18 protein-coding genes are annotated in these 16,746 nt (G+C 46.1%); 15 read left to right on the plus strand and 3 right to left on the minus strand.

The window, feature by feature from the left end; translation table 11 throughout:
- Nucleotides 1–44 precede the first annotated feature (44 nt).
- The 12 genes from B4E62_RS02030 to B4E62_RS02085 all read left to right on the plus strand — a co-directional run bounded on the left by B4E62_RS02030 (nt 45) and on the right by B4E62_RS02085 (nt 12,990).
- Nucleotides 45–962 carry an ExeA family protein gene (locus tag B4E62_RS02030; RefSeq protein ID WP_331350854.1) on the plus strand — a complete coding sequence of 306 codons (918 nt, stop codon included), beginning with the start codon at nt 45–47 and terminating at the stop codon, nt 960–962.
- Nucleotides 962–2,209 (plus strand): hypothetical protein, encoded by a 1,248-nt coding sequence (locus tag B4E62_RS02035; protein WP_331350855.1) that lies wholly within the window; start codon nt 962–964, stop codon nt 2,207–2,209. The genes B4E62_RS02030 and B4E62_RS02035 overlap by 1 nt, the downstream gene beginning before the upstream one ends.
- Before the next feature lie 17 nt (nt 2,210–2,226).
- On the plus strand, nt 2,227–3,945 hold the full coding sequence (locus B4E62_RS02040) for a GspE/PulE family protein (RefSeq protein WP_331350856.1): 1,719 nt from the start codon (nt 2,227–2,229) through the stop codon (nt 3,943–3,945).
- Between the two features lie 21 nt (nt 3,946–3,966).
- Nucleotides 3,967–5,187 (plus strand): type II secretion system F family protein, encoded by a 1,221-nt coding sequence (locus B4E62_RS02045; protein ID WP_331350857.1) that lies wholly within the window; start codon nt 3,967–3,969, stop codon nt 5,185–5,187.
- Nucleotides 5,188–5,194: 7 nt separating this feature from the next.
- Complete coding sequence (locus B4E62_RS02050) at nt 5,195–5,707, plus strand: hypothetical protein (protein ID WP_331350858.1); 513 nt, start codon at nt 5,195–5,197, stop codon at nt 5,705–5,707.
- Nucleotides 5,708–5,902: 195 nt separating this feature from the next.
- Nucleotides 5,903–6,292: a type II secretion system protein gene (locus B4E62_RS02055; protein ID WP_331350859.1), complete on the plus strand. Its 390-nt coding sequence runs from the start codon at nt 5,903–5,905 to the stop codon at nt 6,290–6,292.
- A 27-nt stretch (nt 6,293–6,319) separates the two neighbouring features.
- Nucleotides 6,320–6,748, plus strand: a complete 429-nt coding sequence (locus tag B4E62_RS02060) for a type II secretion system protein (RefSeq protein ID WP_331350860.1) — start codon at nt 6,320–6,322, stop codon at nt 6,746–6,748.
- The gene (locus B4E62_RS02065) at nt 6,738–7,184 is read left to right on the plus strand and encodes an MSHA biogenesis protein MshD (protein WP_310072238.1); all 447 of its coding nucleotides are present in this window, start codon (nt 6,738–6,740) and stop codon (nt 7,182–7,184) included. The genes B4E62_RS02060 and B4E62_RS02065 overlap by 11 nt, the downstream gene beginning before the upstream one ends.
- Nucleotides 7,184–7,987, plus strand: coding sequence for a prepilin-type N-terminal cleavage/methylation domain-containing protein (locus tag B4E62_RS02070; protein WP_331350861.1), 804 nt, complete (start codon nt 7,184–7,186; stop codon nt 7,985–7,987). Before B4E62_RS02065 ends, B4E62_RS02070 begins: the two co-directional genes overlap by 1 nt.
- Entirely contained in the window at nt 7,977–8,483 is a 507-nt protein-coding gene (locus tag B4E62_RS02075) for a pilus assembly PilX N-terminal domain-containing protein (protein WP_331350862.1), read from the plus strand. Before B4E62_RS02070 ends, B4E62_RS02075 begins: the two co-directional genes overlap by 11 nt.
- A gap of 36 nt (nt 8,484–8,519) precedes the next feature.
- The gene (locus B4E62_RS02080; protein WP_331350863.1) at nt 8,520–12,560 is read left to right on the plus strand and encodes a DUF6701 domain-containing protein; all 4,041 of its coding nucleotides are present in this window, start codon (nt 8,520–8,522) and stop codon (nt 12,558–12,560) included.
- A 19-nt stretch (nt 12,561–12,579) separates the two neighbouring features.
- On the plus strand, nt 12,580–12,990 hold the full coding sequence (locus tag B4E62_RS02085) for a DUF2721 domain-containing protein (protein ID WP_331350864.1): 411 nt from the start codon (nt 12,580–12,582) through the stop codon (nt 12,988–12,990).
- Between the two features lie 72 nt (nt 12,991–13,062).
- Here the strand turns inward: B4E62_RS02085 and B4E62_RS02090 are convergent, their stop codons facing one another.
- Nucleotides 13,063–13,596, minus strand: a complete 534-nt coding sequence (locus B4E62_RS02090) for a glycine cleavage system protein R (RefSeq protein WP_331350865.1) — start codon at nt 13,594–13,596, stop codon at nt 13,063–13,065.
- Between the two features lie 133 nt (nt 13,597–13,729).
- On the opposite strand from B4E62_RS02090, the gene B4E62_RS02095 reads away from it, so the two are divergent.
- Together B4E62_RS02095 and rlmM are read left to right on the plus strand one after the other, a co-directional pair.
- Nucleotides 13,730–13,957 carry a YheU family protein gene (locus tag B4E62_RS02095; RefSeq protein WP_331350866.1) on the plus strand — a complete coding sequence of 76 codons (228 nt, stop codon included), beginning with the start codon at nt 13,730–13,732 and terminating at the stop codon, nt 13,955–13,957.
- 43 nt (nt 13,958–14,000) lie between these two features.
- On the plus strand, nt 14,001–15,053 hold the full coding sequence (gene rlmM / locus B4E62_RS02100) for a 23S rRNA (cytidine(2498)-2'-O)-methyltransferase RlmM (protein WP_331350867.1): 1,053 nt from the start codon (nt 14,001–14,003) through the stop codon (nt 15,051–15,053).
- Nucleotides 15,054–15,074: 21 nt separating this feature from the next.
- On the opposite strand, the gene B4E62_RS02105 is transcribed toward rlmM, so the two are convergent.
- The gene (locus tag B4E62_RS02105) at nt 15,075–15,476 is read right to left on the minus strand and encodes a hypothetical protein (RefSeq protein ID WP_310072253.1); all 402 of its coding nucleotides are present in this window, start codon (nt 15,474–15,476) and stop codon (nt 15,075–15,077) included.
- Between the two features lie 108 nt (nt 15,477–15,584).
- Between B4E62_RS02105 and tusA the strand changes: the two genes are divergently transcribed.
- Entirely contained in the window at nt 15,585–15,818 is a 234-nt protein-coding gene (tusA, locus tag B4E62_RS02110; RefSeq protein WP_331350868.1) for a sulfurtransferase TusA, read from the plus strand.
- A gap of 98 nt (nt 15,819–15,916) precedes the next feature.
- Here the strand turns inward: tusA and B4E62_RS02115 are convergent, their stop codons facing one another.
- The gene (locus B4E62_RS02115) at nt 15,917–16,618 is read right to left on the minus strand and encodes a hypothetical protein (RefSeq protein WP_331350869.1); all 702 of its coding nucleotides are present in this window, start codon (nt 16,616–16,618) and stop codon (nt 15,917–15,919) included.
- Nucleotides 16,619–16,746: the final 128 nt, after the last annotated feature.

Genomic DNA, 16,746 nt, shown 5'->3' on the forward strand with positions numbered 1-16,746 from the left:
AGAAATAAATCGCAAACATTCAGTGTTTGCATGAGAGGCTTCCCATGTATCGTCAACATTTCGGATTACAGGAGCATCCCTTCTCGTTAACACCGGATACACAATTTTATTTCAACAGTCAAAGCCATCGCGAAGTATTGAGCACACTGTTGCTTGCACTGCGCCACAGTGAAGGGTTTATTAAAATTGTCGGTGAGGTGGGTACCGGCAAAACATTATTGAGCCGAAAATTACTGGCTAGCCTGGGCGAAAATTACATTACTGCCTATATTCCCAATCCGTTTCTCACTCCCGATGAACTTAAATGGTTTTTGGCAGAGGAGATCGGCATAGCTTATTCCCCCGAAATCCCCTCCTACCAATTATTAAAAGATATCAATCTGCGTCTGGTCGAACTTGCGCAGCAAAAGCGGCAAGTCGTATTGATTGTGGATGAGGCGCAGGCGATGCCGCGCGAAACGATTGAAGCGCTGCGCTTACTGACTAATCTTGAAACTGAAAAAAGTAAATTGTTGCAAGTGGTGTTGTTCGGGCAACCGGAATTGGATGAGTTGCTGGATCGCCCGGATTTGCGCCAGCTTAAGCAGCGCATTGTCTTCTCTGAATACTTGCAAACAATTCCGCGCGGGAGCTTGCCGGATTATCTCGCTTATCGTTTAAGCTCCGCCGGTTATCGCGGCGCTTCGTTATTTTCCTATTCTGCAACCTCACTCTTATATAAAGCGTCTGGTGGTGTGCCGCGTTTGATTAATGTGATGGCACACAAGGCCATGCTTGCGGCCTATGGCCAAGCGGCCAACCGAGTTAACCGTAGCCATATGGTGCGGGCGATTACAGATACTGCCGAAAGCCGCTCACTCGGCCGATGGTTAGCGCGGCGCGATTACTGGCTCTGGCCGATGTTGGCCGCTAGCGCAGCAGCGGCAATTGTATTGGCTCCAGGTTTGTTGGGGGGCATGTGATGAGCTTGCTTAACGATATGCTGCGGGATTTATCCCATCAGCAGACAACAGTAGAAACAGCGGCAACTGCGAATCAGGCAGCATTGGATTTTAATGCGCAAGAACAGCGCGAATTATTTTATAACACCCGTGCAGTAAAACCTTTACCGCGTACCCTGGTGCCGAGTTTGGTTGTGTTTGTATTGGTGTTGGCAATACTGGTGCTGTGGAAATTGAATTTTTTTTCGCAGACAACTACGGACACCACAGCTACTCCATCTGCTACCGATCAAACGATTGTTGAACCAGCCCCGGTGAAGCAAATTGAATCCACCACTGTAGAGCAAACAACACAGCAGGTAACCAGCGCAGCAGAACCAGTCCCTGAAGCTATTGATAGCCGCTCAGTTGCGCCGGAACTGGGTGAGCGAATTGCCGCATTGGAATCGGCCATTACCAATTTATCTGTGGTGGTTGCCAATGCAAATAATCAACCGGTCAACCAATCTACCAATGTCGAAACAGCGCCAAATGAGCCATTGGTGCCAGTTGAACAAACAGACGCATTAATTTCTGCAGAAGCGCCGGAATCCGTCAGTATCCAGGAGCCATTTGCAACTGCAGCCACAGAACCTGTTGCAGAATCTTTAGCGATACCCCCGCTTGAGGAGCGTGAGCCGCAATTATCGATTGCACCGAATGTTAAATGGATAGATCAACAGCAGGCGCAACAGGCCAATCAGTTAGTGGTGCAAGGCCAAGTGGATATCGCCATAGCAAAACTACAAAATTTTATCGCGACTGCCAATCAACCGCGTGAATCTGTAAAAACCTTGCTGGATATTTTTGCTACGCAAGAGAACACCGGTGCTATGCAGGCATTGGTTGCACAAGCCGATTATTTATCGGTGGTTGAGCAGACTTTTTATGAGGCGAAGATAGCTTCTATCCAGCAGCAGGATGCACGGGCAATCCAATTATTGGAAGCACATTTGGGTGAGGCTGAGCGCAACGAAAATTATCGCGCATTGCTTGCGGGTTTATATCAGCGCACAGGTATGCATTTAGAGGCCGCCAATCACTACCGCCGTTTGCTCAGTGTGTTTGATGATAAACCTGCCTATTGGTTAGGTTTTGCGCTGGCGCAAGATGCGCTTAATAAACCGCAGGTAGCTGTACAAGCCTATCAGCGTGTAAATCAATATGCCGACTTGCAGCCGCAAGTGCGCACTTATGTCCAGCAGCGCATTGCTGCTTTGCAGCAGTAACAACTGGTTAAAAACCTATGACTAATACATTTACACAAAAACGTATTCGTATCGGCGATTTGCTTGTCGAGAAAAATATGATTTCTGAATCCCAATTGCAGCACGCCTTGCAAGAGCAAAAGCTGACCGGCCGTAAGCTGGGTGCCACTTTGGTAGAGTTGGGTTATGTAGAAGAAAATGCGCTGCTGAGTTTGTTATCCGCACAGCTCAATATTCCTTTTGTGGAATTAAAACAATTCCGGTTTGATCGCCAGTTGGTACAAAAATTACCGGAGACAAGTGCGCGCCGCTACCGGGTGATGCTATTGCGCGAGGATATGGACGGCTTGTTATTGGGTATGGCCGACCCTACCGATATTTTTTGCCTGGATGAGTTGCAGCGTATCCTACAAAAAAATATTAAACCGGCGGTAGTGCGTGAATCGGAATTGCTGGATATTCTTGATATCGCTTACACCCGCGCCAGCGAAATTGCGACCCTTGCTGGTGAGCTGGATGAGGAGTTGCAAGAATCCGCATTGGATTTGGCTGATTTCGCGGTAGACGCAACCGACAGTGAAGCACCTGTAGTAAAACTCCTGCAAAAAATATTTGAAGAGGCGATCAATACCAAAGCTTCGGATATCCATATCGAACCCGATGAAAAAGTATTGCGTATCCGCAACCGTATCGACGGTGTACTGCTTGAGCAGGTAATGAATGAAAAGCGTATCGCATCAGCTTTGGTAGTGCGTTTGAAATTAATGTCGGGCATGGATATTTCAGAAAAGCGCTTGCCGCAAGACGGCCGTTTTAACTTGAAAGTAAAACACCACAATATTGATGTGCGTATTTCCACTATGCCGGTGCAGTTTGGTGAATCGGTGGTAATGCGCTTGCTTGACCAGACCGATGGTGTGCGCCCGTTAAATAATGTGGGCATGCCCCCGCATTTAATTGATCGCTTCCGCAAAGCGATTACACGCCCGCACGGCTTGGTATTGGTAACGGGGCCTACCGGTAGCGGTAAAACCACAACGCTCTATGGTGCCTTGTCTGAATTAAATAAACCCGAGAAAAAAATCATCACCGTAGAAGATCCGGTTGAATACCGTTTGCCGCGTATTAGCCAGGTGCAACTGCATGAAAAAATCGGTTTAAATTTCGCAAGTGTGCTGCGTGCAACCTTGCGGCAAGACCCGGATATTTTATTGGTGGGCGAGATCCGCGATGCAGAGTCAGCGGAGATTGCGCTGCGTGCATCCATGACTGGCCATATGGTGTTATCGACCTTGCACACCAACGATGCAGTGACATCGGCCTTGCGTTTGATGGATATAGGTGTCGATGGCTATTTGGTAGCGACCGCACTTAAGGCAATTGTTGCACAGCGGTTGGTGCGCCGCATTTGCACAAGCTGCATCCAGCCCTATACACCCGATGCCAATGAACAACAGTTGCTGGCGACTATTGGTAAGGGGCGCGATTTTAGCAATGTTCCGTTTAAACAGGGTGCAGGTTGCCCGCATTGCCACAACACGGGTTATCGCGGGCGCATCGGTATTTTTGAAATGTTGGAATTAAACCAGGCGATGGCAGAAGCGTTGCGCATGAACGACATCAACGGATTTACCCGCGCCGCTTACGCAGTTCCCAATTTTGTTACGCTCAGCGAAGCGGCATTAGGTTATGCAATAGAAGGCACTACAACACTCGAAGAAGTGATGACTATTTCAGCGCAAATTGATGATGTCTAAAGCATCAGGTAATAAATAACAATGGCGATTTATGAGTTCAAAGGCCGCAATGTTGAAGGCCGTTTGATTACCGGACAGTTGGATGCATCCAGCCAGGATGCTGCCGTCAATCAATTGCTCGGGCGTGGGGTAACACCGGTCGAAGTAAAAGAGTTTATCGAGCAATTGAGTTTGTCTGAGCGTTTTGCACGCGCCACTAATCGCGGGCGCGTGGAAACCGTCGAACTGATTATGTTTTGCCGCCAAATGCACACCATTACCCGTGCAGGGATTCCCTTGGTAAAAGGCTTGCGTGGTTTATCGGCATCCTTGCGCAATTATGCGTTCCAGCAAGCGTTGAACGATATTGTGGAACGCTTGGAAGCGGGGGTTGAGCTGTCTACTGCAATGCGTGCCCACCCCAAAATATTTAATAATTTATTTGTCAGTTTGGTGAGTGTGGGGGAAAACTCCGGGCGATTGGATTTGGTGTTCAAGCAGTTGAGTGAATACATGGAGCGCGATCTGGCGACCATGAAAAGTATCAAAACTGCACTTCGTTATCCTTCGTTTGTATTGATTGCAATCACGATTGCCATTGCGGTCATTAACATAAAAGTTATTCCCGCATTTGCCGGTATGTTTGCCAAATTTGGTGCGCAGTTACCACTGCCAACTCGCATACTTATTGGTGTCTCTGACTTTTTTGTCAATTATTGGATGTATGTGTTTGCCATGATCGCGGCAGTCATTGCCTGGACTTATCACTATGTAAATACACCAGAAGGCAGCCGTGTTTGGGGGCGCAAAAAGCTACGCTTGATTGTGGTGGGCGATATTATCGAGCGTGCATCCCTCGCGCGTTATGCCCGTTCATTTGGTTTGATGTTGAATGCAGGGTTGCCGCTCTCCAATGCCTTGGAGTTGAGCGCGCGTGCTGTGGATAACCCTTACCTCGGCGATAAAATTCGAGGTATACGCGCTGGTGTCGAACGGGGTGAAGGTTTGTTCCAAACCCATCTGATCAGCGGCATGTTCACGCCGCTGGTATTGCAGATGATTTCCGTGGGGGAGGAGAGTGGCCAAGTGGATGCTCTGCTGGCTGAAGTTGCTGCCTTTTATGAAAGTGAAGTGGAATACGATGTTAAACAACTGAGCGACCGGATCGAGCCAATCATGATTGTGATTATGGCCGGTTTCGTCACCGTACTTGCGTTGGGTATTTTCCTGCCCATGTGGGATATGTATAGCATTCAAAAGTGAGGCGCTTTTGATCCAGAGTTACCAGCATGGGCGATTCGAGTTTTTTGTTGCCGTAATCGTTATCGCGATTATCGCCCTTGCCGCGCTCGGTCGTTATACCTTAATAGCTGAGGATGCGCGAATTTTGAGGCTGGAAATTATATCCCACCATTTTATGACGGGTGCCGCCAATGCGCGCATTCAATATCTAGTAACCAATATTGTCGATAAAAGGAGTGAACAAGAACCGCTAGCCCATTCCGGGCAATCACTTTATTTTTCGGAGCAGGGCTGGCCGGTATCGGTTGCTGGCCCAGTTACCGAAGATTATCAAGTGACCGATGAAGATTGTTATCAGTTATGGCAGCAGCTATTACAAAACCCCGCACCCATTGCCAAGGGGGAAGCTGTAAAAAGCCGCTGGGACTATCGCGTATTTGCCAATGCTAATAACTGTCGCTACGAATTTACCGATGGATCTGCTTATTTTGATTATTACCCTTTAGATGGCAGGTTAATGTTCATTCCAACAGGTCATTAACGCTTAAATATTAATTAGTTTATAAACTGGCGTTCTTGAGAGTTTTAGCTATATTTTGTTTTAACCACATGAGTTTTTGTTCGTAAATACCATAGGCATTTTCGAACCCCAAGGATGTCCAACCTACAAGGCTGGGCTTTATTCAGCCAGCCACACAATGTTTAATGTTTTTTTTAATGGCGCGGAGTCTTGTTTATGAAACAGCAATCTGGTTTTACGTTGATCGAGTTAATTGCGGTAATTGTAATTTTGGGGATTTTGGCTGCGACGGCATTGCCGAGATTTGTAGATTTATCGGATGCGGCAGAGCAGGCAGCTGTTGATGGCGTGGCTGGTGCATTGGCTAGTGCGGCGGCATTGAATCATGCAAACAATATTGCTAATGATGCAGGTCTTCCAACGCAGACTGCTTTAGTCTCCGTGGCTGCGTGCCCTGATGTGGCAGGTGCCCTTGAAGGTGGGTTGCCTTCAGCCGATTATGTCATCACACCTGCAACAGCTATTGCCGAAGGCGCGACCGGGGCATGCGTCGTTACCTTTCAAGGTAGAACCGCCAACTTTACTGCCTATGGCGTTACACCTTAATCTTATAAATCGTAACCATGAAAGTGCATGAAAAATACTCTCCGAGGATTTACATTAATTGAACTAGTTACTGTAATGATTCTGGTAGGAATTTTATCGATTACTCTTTTCACCCGGTTAGGTTCTGCAGGTACAGCAGCAATACAATCAGGCCGCGATGATCTCATCGCGGCCTTATTTTTTGCTCAACAACAAGCAATGATGCGTAGCAATATTTCTGTAGTGCTCACCGCAAACTCTGTAAGCGTCAATGAAAATAATACCCCCATCGCCGTCAGTAACGATTTTTATCCGTTGACGATGCCAGCGGGTGTGAGCCTGCCAGCACTGACATTGAATTACGATAAATTAGGCCGTACTACTGCGACACAAATAGTCCTGACCGGTTCAGGCAATAGCAGCGGTGTTACTGCAACCATTCAAGTTGATGCCAGTGGTTATGCTTATGCGCAATAAATTGCTAATGCATCGCATTCGAATATCAGGTGTTAGCTTGATTGAGATGATTGTTTTTATTGTGGTGGTGAGTATTGCATTGCTGGCGTTGGTGGGTGTTTATCGTCAAGCCACTATCACCAATGTTGATCCGATAATTCGTACTCAGGCGTTGGAAGCCGCACAATCGCTGTTGGATGAAATTCTTTCGCTGAGATATTCTGAAAACACACCCACTGGCGGAATTCCCGCGTGTACTGCGTGTGATGATACGCCCGATGCTAACATGAACGATGTAGATGATTACCGCAATTGGAACGATGCACCTTACGCGGGCTATACGCGTGCCGTTACTGTTGAAACTAATGCGGCGAATTCTATCAAACTCATTACCGTTCGAGTTGCCACGCCGACGGGTGAAACCATTTTGTTAGCGGCTGAGCGAGCGAATTTTTAGTGAAACATTATTTGCTAAAAGCAAAAGGAATTTTACTCACTCCAGGAATCCGCTCGTCAGGTTTTACACTGATCGAATTAATCACGGTTATTGTTCTCCTTTCCATTCTTTCCACTATCGGAACTGGCTTTGTGGTGAAAACTACAGAGGCTTATCAGCGCACCCAAAACCGAGCTTTAATAGTTAATACCTCACGCCAGGCATTGGAGCGGATGACACGACAGTTGCGAATTGCATTACCTTATTCAGTGCGCGTAACCAATGGTGGTAATTGCCTTGAGTTTATGCCGATTGCAGCCGGTGGAAATTATTTTGATCCTGTTCCCGATAATGAAAACCTTGCGGCGCCACGTAACAGTATTCCTGCTTCACCTGTCCCAGTTCCTGCTGATTTTGGAACTCCCATTTTTGTGACTATAGGCGCTATGTCGGCCGCTGAAATATATGGCACTACGGCGGTATCCCGCGAGGGTTATGCCGGGGGTAATATTACCTTGAGTGCCGCCAAACGTTGGCAGCGGAATTCTATCAATAGGCGTTATTACTTACTGGATAATCCCCAAGCGTTTTGTGTGGTGAGTAATGTGCTTCGTTTTTATCAGGGTATTGATGTTGCTAGCGCAAATGTGGATGTGACTGGTGCAAGCGATATTATTGCGCGTAATGTTTCTGCTACTGTTCCTTTTACTTTGGCTGCAGGTACTGAAAACCGCAACACTGCCATTATAATTTCACTGGATTTTTCCAGCGGTGGTGAAACGATTAACTTTACACAGAGGGTGCTAATTCGCAATGTGCCCTAATCAATTTCCGGACTCATCTTATCGTGACCAGCGCGGGTTTTTATTGCCATTGGCATTATTTATTTTGGTGGTTATGGGTGTTTTGGCATTAACTATTTCACGTACAGCGACGCAAACCAATACGTCCACTATTCAGGAATTCATTAATATCCAATCATTTTATGCTGCTGAGAGTGGTGCGCAACGTGGTATGCAGGCGTTATTTCTAACAACGGCCAATCGCCAGGCAACCGATCAAGCTTGCGTTAACATGGCGATCAATCAGAATTTTGCCAATATAGATGGTCTTCAGGCATGCACTGCCACTGTGATTTGTACTTGTATCTATCAGAATAACAGCGCTTGCGCTCCCGCTGTAGGTACTAATTATTTGCAGACATCGGCTGTTGGTGTAACAAGAAGTTTTTACACAATCAGAAGCGTTGGCACCTGCGGACCGGGCGATCATTATCGCGCGGTCCGTACTATTGAAGTCGGCGCTTTCCGGGAGCAGTAATAAATGCGCATAACATTTTATTTATCCCGATATCTAGTGAATCAAAAAATACAATGGATCGTCTTGTTATGGTCAATTGTGTTTCCATCAATTGTGAATGCTGCGACTTATAATCTCACGTCAGGTTCTTATCCTCCATGTAGTACGAGTTGGAGTGTTTCAGGCACTACCTACACCTGTAATGGTAATGGGCGAGTGACTTTGGCATCGGGTGATATCCTGACATCCAATACCACCATTACCATTTCTGCTAACAACGGTTTTTCGCTGAATAACAACACAATTGGGTCCAGTAGCAACCGTATCAACCTCACGTCTACTTACGGCTCTCATGACGCTTCTGCTACTACGACTATTTGGGGCAACTTGACTAGTAGTGGCGCAGTTACGCTGGTTGGCACCACAGTTAATGGCACGGTCACCACCAATGGTGATATTAATTTAACCGGTGGTGGTGTAACCGGGTTGGTGAGGAGTAACAACAATACCATCACCACTAATGGCACGAATTTAGGTGGTGGTGCGACTGCACAATCCGGTATGTCAATTACGGGTGGAACTTTAGCCGGAAACTTTGTGATGACCTCGAACAATCCACTCACGTTATCGGGAGTGGCAATGACGAGCGGCAGTATTTCCGGAGCTAGTACTGTGACTATTCAAAACGGCAGTGTGTTGGGTTCAGGCTCCTCGTCAATCAGTATCAGTAGTACGAGTGGAGCGATTACGGTTAATAATTCTGTTGTGTATGGGAGTTTAACGGCCCCAAATTATTCAACAGTAAATGTGACCAACGGCGGAGCTGTATATGGCACCTGCTCACCGGGTTCAACACCGGCAAATGCATGTGGCTCCGCACCGCCATCGCCGATGAATTGCCCGGCCGGGGTATCCAGCGGAATAACAGGAAATTATTACAACAACCGCACACTCACCGAGCCTTCAACTGCGACACGCAGTGATGCACCGATTGATTTTAATTGGGCCACTGCTGCACCGGGGCCAAGCGGTATTAGCGCCGATAATTTTTCTACTCGATGGACCGGGTATGTACGTGTTACTCAATCGGGTTCGTATCGTTTTCAGACGGTATCTGATGACGGCGTACGTTTGTATGTGAATGGTAATTTGGTGATTGATCGCTGGAATGATCATTCGGCAGCAACGGACACAACGGTTGATATCCCTTTAGTTGCAGGTAGCGCTTATACCTTGGTATTGGAATATTACGAAGCTGGTGGTGATGCAGTTATACGTTTGAATTGGCGATTGCCTGGGGCAAGTTCTTATGTCGCTATTCCCGGTGGCCCATTACCGGCTATGGGGGCGGGTTTATATGAGTGCGCGCCAGTTACCACACCGCCAGTAGCATCATGCCCTACAACCTTAACGGCAGGTATTACGGGCGATTATTTCAATAATCAATCGCTGACTGCGCCTGTGACCAGCAGAAGATCTGATGGCCCCATTAATTTTGACTGGGGCACTGGTGCTCCCGGGCCCACCGGTATTGGTGCCAATGCTTTTTCTGTTCGATGGGACGGCTACGTGCATGTTACGCAGTCGGGTGTTCACCGATTCCAAACCAATTCCGATGATGGTGTGCGATTGACAGTGAACGGTGTTTTACTAATTGATCAATGGAATGATCATGCTGCAACAATACATACGTCTGCTGCAGTGAATTTGGTTGCAGGCAATAGTTATCCCATTAAATTGGAATATTACGAAAATGGCGGCTTTGCAGTAGCGCAATTGCGATGGCAAACGCCGGGCAGTGGATCTTATGTGGATATTCCTCGCGGTACGGGTTCTTCATCAATATCGGCGGCTGGGCTTTATGAGTGCGTTACAACACCGGCCTCTTATTTAATTAATCACAATGCAACTGGAATTACTTGCGCTGCAGAGGCGGTGACTGTGTCTGCACGGAATTCATTGGGTGTTGTTTACAATCCGCCAGCCGGCACCCTGGTTACCCTCAGTACAACTCCTGCAACAGGTGTTTGGGTTGGTGGAAATACCTTTACGTTCACGGGTAACGAATCCAGTTTTACAAAATATTTGCGACAGACAACGCCGGGTACTTTAACGATTAAGGCTGAGAGCGCAACAGCATCGAATACATCAACAATTACGTTTGTTGATACCGTATTGCGGATTGCACTTAATTCGGCACTCGCTGATATTCCTACGCAAGTTGCCAGTGTAAATGGCAGTGCGATTGCAAAGGTGATTAGTACCAACCCAAAAACAGGTGTATGTGAAGCGATAGTTGCATCAAGAACGCTTCAAACAGGATTAGGATTTACCTGTAATAATCCAACCTCTTGTGTAGGCAGCCAAACCTTTAACGTGAATGGGGCACAGATCGCTGCCAACAATAATGCTGTTGCGGTTACTTACAATAATGTGAATTTGACGTTCAATGCGAATGGCGAGGCACCCATGACAATTAATTATTCTGACGTTGGTCAGGTTACATTGCATGGTCGATTAAAAATTGACGCATCTGGAAATAATCCGGAGTTAACAATATCAGCTAGTAGCAACCCATTTGTGGTTAAACCTTACACCTTAGCTGTAACCTCGGTTGCTCAGACAGCCTCACCATTTAAGCCTAATCCTGCTGGTACCAGCGATCCTACAAAAGGTTTTATTCCAGCGGGGGAAAAATTCACAGTAAATGTGCAAGCGCGTAATGCATTAGGTGCAACTACTCCGAATTTCGGGAATGAAATTCTTGTAAGTGGGTTATCTGTGGAGCGGAACAAAATTCAATTGCAAATGGGATGCCCAGAGCGGGATGATGTCAGTGATCCTGCGTGTGTAGTCAGAAAACCAGACTACCCTACAGGTGGTGTTTCCGGTCAGCTTATCATTGGTGATGATCTTAATGGCGATAATATTGTCGATGTTCCTTTTCCGTATGGCGCACTGTCCGCCGGTGCGACAATTCCAAGGATATGGAATGAAGTGGGGAGTTTCAGATTAGAGCCCAGCCTCTCAGGTACGGGATACTTGGGACAGGGCAATGTACCCTACATCACACCGAGCGGCGTCATTGGACGTTTCTATCCGGATAGATTTGAACTCACTCCATCACCCATTGTGAATAGTTGTGGCACAAATTTTAGTTATATGGAACATCCCAATATTCGAGTTGCCTTTTCCGCAAGGGCATTAAATGTTGCTGATGAGGCTGTGCAAAATTACGATAATCAGAATTTTAATTTTATAACGGCAGATGTTGAGCACGTTTTAAAAGATTTGAATGCAGTCCTGGATGCTTCAGCGGACATAAGTAATCGCCTCAGTGTACAAAATGTAGCTGAGTGGAGTGGCGGGCAATTAACGTTCAGTGATCCGGCTGTGATGTTTCAACGCGCTAGAAATCCTTCCAATAATGTATTGGTTGAAGCGCCTTTTAATAATAGCTTGCAGCTGGGTGTTAAATTGCTATCGAGTGATCCCGTCGCACAAGATGAGGATATGCAAGCAAATGAGGTTGACCCATGTTCTCCGAATTGTGATGCACATTCATTAGGTGTATTTAATGATATGCGGTTTGGTCGCTTGCGTTTGGATAGTGCTTTCGGATCGGGTGTTGCCGACTTGCCTGTCACATTTATTACTGAATATTGGACGGGTAGTTTTTGGGCCAAAAATACAGCTGACTCTTGTACTGCAATTACACGAAATAATATTTTATATGATGTTACTGAAACGCCAATCAGTACCAATGGGAATTTGAATGTTTCTTTGGTTGGTGGAACAACGACAGGTATATATGCATCTATAAATGCTACTTCGGTAAATTTTAACTCCGGTGATGCGCGACACAGATTCGCTGCACCTGGTGATGAAGTGGAAGATTCATTTCCTGTGCGTGTTAACTTGGCCTCTTATCCATGGCTGACAGCTGACTGGAATCAGGCGAACAATGTACCCTCAAATGAACAGTGTAATCCTCTGCCGCCCACTTTGCCTGATACTGATTGCAGCCTCAGGGCAACGATTGGTTTTGGACAATACCGCGGCCATGACCGTGTAATTTATTGGCGTGAAAGATTTTAATTGAGTTTAAAATTTATTTATGGAAATGACCATCACTACTCCAAGTTTATTATTCCCTGCAATTTCATTATTGATGCTGGCCTACACCAATCGTTTTGTGACTCTTGCGAATGTGATTCGTCAATTAAGCAATTTGGAAAATGCACCTAGTCGCGACATTGTAATTCGCCAAATTGAAAATTTGCGTATCCGTATGACGGTAATCCGGTTGATGCAGGCATTTGGTGTGTTGTCATTTGTGTTTTGTACGCTGTCGATGTTTTCTCTATTGCTGTCTTTTCTTTCGGCGGGAATGTATTTGTTCGCTATCAGTCTGATTTTGTTGGTGATCTCGCTATTGTTTTCATTTTATGAGGTCAATATTTCTACTACAGCAATCAACATCGAATTGGAAAAGTTTGATGAGGAGCTGAAAAAGCGAAAGCACTGATGGCTAACAATGGCATAAATGCTATGAACAGGGGCCACAAGTGTGGCCCCTGTTGTTAGTGGTGGCGCAGATCTAACTATTGCGTTCGGTTGATGACTCTAATCGGATATCCACCGCCAGCTCATCAGCAATCTTATCCAGATAGTCGTAGAGCTCATTCATATCGACCGACTTGGGGACTTCAATGATTCCCGTGGCCTCAAATAGCGGCTCTCCAGACCATGGCATGCTTGAACACGCCGTTTCCAGCTCGCCCATGTTAATATGGCGGGCGGCAAAAGCCTGGGCGATTTCCCGTACAATGCCAGGCCTGTCATTGCCTACGACGCTGAAGCTGAATTCGCGGCAGTCCGGTTTTGTAGTGTTTACCGCATTTTCAATGACGATCTTAAAGCCTTTATCAGCCAATTCGCCCAAAGCTGTACGTAATTCGTTCTGGTGGGTATCCGCCACTGCGATCTGAAGGATTCCAGCAAATTTACCTGCGAGTTGCGCCATACGGCTTTCCAGCCAGTTGCCGTGGTGCTCGCTGATGGTTTGGGCGAGTTGTTCAACGACACCGGGGCGATCATCGCAGAGGACAGTTAAAACCAATTGTGTATTCACGGTGATTCCTTATTGTTTGGATTGAACAGTTAAACAGGATTGATAAGCGAAGATTACTCCGCTTGCTGCTGCTGAACAAGTCAGGTCTGGTATCACTGGGTTCTCCTCACAAAACCGATAGAAAGAGACACAGATGATTATTCCTTATGAACAATTATCGAGCGATGCTTTACAAGGATTAATTGAAGAATTTATTACACGTGAGGGAACCGATTATGGCATTGAAGAAATATCGCTCAGTACCAAAGTTGAACAAATTAAACAGCAATTGAAGCGCCGCGATATTGTAGTGGTGTTTGATACTACTACAGAAACGGTGAGTATTTTGTCGCGCCGTGATGCTGAACTTATGGAGCAATAGTGCTCCGTTATATTTAAACGCGTATCTGCGTAACGGGAAAATTGTGAATCATTTATTTTTACATTGTCGTGCGGGTTTTGAAAAAGAGTGTGCGGCAGAAATTACTGATCTGGCTGGTGAGCTGGGTATTTATGGCTACAGCAAAACCAAAGATGGTAGCGCTTATGTGGTATTCATTACCCAAGAGCCGAATGGTGCAGATTTAATCACCAAGCAGCTGCGTTTTACAAAATTGATTTTTGCGCGCCAGTGGTTTGTCAGTGCAGGTTTGATTGATGACTTGCCCGTCGCTGATCGCGTCACACCTTTACTGGCAGCGGCGGAGGCATTGCCACGTACCAGCGAATTGGTGATAGAAACCGTCGATACAAATGAGGGTAAAGAACTCTCTGGGTTAAGTAAAAAATTTACCGCGCCGTTTGAGAAAGCATTAAAAGCCAATAAAGTATTTCAGCCAAGTAGCCACATGCGTTTGCATCTGGTGTTTATCACCGGTACACAAGCCTATTTAGGTGTGATTCCTGCGTACAATTCATCGCCGTGGCCAACGGGTATTGCACGGTTGCGTTTGCCCAAAGAAGCGCCCAGCCGTGCAACCTTAAAATTGGAAGAGGCTTGGCATCACTTTATTCCTGCAGAAGATTGGGATACGCGTCTAGCCTCTGGCATGCGCGCCGTTGACTTGGGTGCTGCGCCGGGTGGCTGGACCTGGCAATTGGTGCAGCGTGGAATGTATGTGGAGGCAGTCGATAACGGTCCAATGGATAAAAACTTGTTAGAGACAGGGCAGGTCTTGCATATTTTGACGGATGGTTTTTTATATGAGCCGAAAAAACCGGTGCATTGGTTGGTATGCGATATCGTTGATAAACCTGCGCGTGTAACGAGTATGGTAATTAGTTGGTTCACGAAAGCCAATTGTCGTGAAGCTGTATTTAATTTGAAATTACCTATGAAGCAGCGCTATCTTGAAGTGAAAAAATGTGAAGAGCGTATTCGTACTGCATTGGAAAAAGCGGGTTTTAAAGTTGAAATCCAATTCAAGCAACTGTATCACGATAGAGAAGAGGTAACTGGTCATTTGCGCGTTTCTTAAGCGCGCAGTCATTCTCTAAAATTAATGGTATGACGTACGGTCGTTTTGATCTGCCGAAGTATGTGCAAGCACCCATTCTGTGAGCTGCACCCAGTCTTCAATCAAGGTGCGCATTAGCGTCATATGGCTTGGAGGTAAATCATTTTGTTTGAGTGCCTCTTCGCCAATGTCGGTTAACACAGATACTATTTTTCCAATGGTGTGCGCTTTTAGCGACGCTAATACTTCGGAGTTGAGTAGCATTTCACCTGTGTAGGCAGACTGTAAATCTTCGTAGGATACAGTGGCAGTATTATCGATAGTTTGTTTTACAGCATGTGCCAGCAAAGGATGATTGTTTCGCAAAAGACGAAACGTTAGCTCCAACGCTTGGCGACTAAAAAAATCGGTGGGCATATAATCGCTTATAGATATCCGAGACATCGAACCAGGTTCCTCGGTAGTTAACTTTTTTCCTGAATGTTTTTCCGTTGACCTAATGATAGCAATCGCTTGGCTATTTGCCGAAAAGTTTATAGACGATTTAAAACTATGAATGACACAATTGATAAAAGTTTGGATGCTTCAGGTTTGCTTTGCCCTGAGCCGGTGATGATGTTGCATAAAGTGATGCGTGAAGCTGCTATTGGAAATCTTGTTGAGGTGATTGCAACTGATCCATCAACACTGCGCGATATTCCCAAATTCTGTTTATTTCTTGGTCACGATTTGATCGAGCAAAAAGAAACAGAACAGCAGTATTTTTTTTATATTCGTAAAAACTAAAAATTATTTTTTACGATTTTTTAGTTATATCTTTTGAAGCATCCAAAAAATAACGCCGCACGAGCGGCGTTATTTGCAAAGGTGCAGGAAAATAAAAATTACTGTATTCCATCAACCAGCATGGAAATCGCAGCCATAGCTTCGGGGTCTTCTGCTTTGATTTTGTTGGCAATCTGGTGTTGGAAGAAGTAGCGAAAAGATTCGCTGGCCTGGGCCTCGTACAAAGAATCATCACCCGGCAACACCGGCGTGCTAACTACTTTGGCTGGATCGCTAATCATGGCGTAAACACTGCCATCAAAATGCAGGCTCCAACTCACGACTTCTACCAATGATAAACGCTTGCTATCCGGCACGGCCAATACGGCATGTGTACCAATAGTATCGGGTAGTTCCTGGATTACATCATCACCACTGTCGCACTGAACTTCGTAATACTCCGCTGCGGTTTCCAGCTCAATGATCTTGTGCATGGGCGCCTCGAAGAAAAGCTCGTCAATGCCCGGATCATAATACCCTTCCCAATGGCCATTTAAGGGGTCGCATAAGTCAGGGCAGGGCACTATGTCATTGAGCCACGGCACCAAGCCAACTACTTCGCCGTTAGCGCGTAAGCCCCAACAAAGGATTTTTAGGCTGTAGAGTTTTTCGGAGCTGGTATCGTTGGAATAGAGCATTTCCAATCCGTCCAATTCAGGAGCCAGGCGGATAAAACGCTCATCGTGAAGGGCCGAATAGGTTTTCCTGGTGAAGAGATCAACCACATTATCCATGTTGTGGCCAGTGTCCGAGATCTTCATAATACCACCCCCTAATGTGAGGCAGAGCCTGATTTGAAAACCAGGTGCCGAACGATGGTTTTAACGTCACCATCACTATATAAAGTATATGCTAAATCCCCAAAGCACAACTGCTATGGGCAACTTTT

Source organism: Cellvibrio sp. UBA7671 (genome assembly GCA_002483145.1).
GTDB classification, from domain to species: domain Bacteria; phylum Pseudomonadota; class Gammaproteobacteria; order Pseudomonadales; family Cellvibrionaceae; genus Cellvibrio; species Cellvibrio fibrivorans.

Bases quoted from the DNA above. Each gene is read 5' to 3' on its own strand.
- B4E62_RS02085 (WP_331350864.1), top strand. From the start codon at position 12,580: ATGGAAATGACCATCACTACTCCAAGTTTATTATTCCCTGCAATTTCA.
- tusA (WP_331350868.1), top strand. From the start codon at position 15,585: ATGAATGACACAATTGATAAAAGTTTGGATGCTTCAGGTTTGCTTTGC.
- B4E62_RS02035 (WP_331350855.1), top strand. From the start codon at position 962: ATGAGCTTGCTTAACGATATGCTGCGGGATTTATCCCATCAGCAGACA.
- B4E62_RS02095 (WP_331350866.1), top strand. From the start codon at position 13,730: ATGATTATTCCTTATGAACAATTATCGAGCGATGCTTTACAAGGATTA.
- B4E62_RS02040 (WP_331350856.1), top strand. From the start codon at position 2,227: ATGACTAATACATTTACACAAAAACGTATTCGTATCGGCGATTTGCTT.
- B4E62_RS02045 (WP_331350857.1), top strand. From the start codon at position 3,967: ATGGCGATTTATGAGTTCAAAGGCCGCAATGTTGAAGGCCGTTTGATT.
- B4E62_RS02075 (WP_331350862.1), top strand. From the start codon at position 7,977: ATGTGCCCTAATCAATTTCCGGACTCATCTTATCGTGACCAGCGCGGG.
- B4E62_RS02115 (WP_331350869.1), bottom strand. From the start codon at position 16,618: ATGAAGATCTCGGACACTGGCCACAACATGGATAATGTGGTTGATCTC.
- B4E62_RS02055 (WP_331350859.1), top strand. From the start codon at position 5,903: ATGAAACAGCAATCTGGTTTTACGTTGATCGAGTTAATTGCGGTAATT.
- B4E62_RS02105 (WP_310072253.1), bottom strand. From the start codon at position 15,476: ATGTCTCGGATATCTATAAGCGATTATATGCCCACCGATTTTTTTAGT.
- B4E62_RS02060 (WP_331350860.1), top strand. From the start codon at position 6,320: ATGAAAAATACTCTCCGAGGATTTACATTAATTGAACTAGTTACTGTA.
- B4E62_RS02030 (WP_331350854.1), top strand. From the start codon at position 45: ATGTATCGTCAACATTTCGGATTACAGGAGCATCCCTTCTCGTTAACA.
- B4E62_RS02065 (WP_310072238.1), top strand. From the start codon at position 6,738: ATGCGCAATAAATTGCTAATGCATCGCATTCGAATATCAGGTGTTAGC.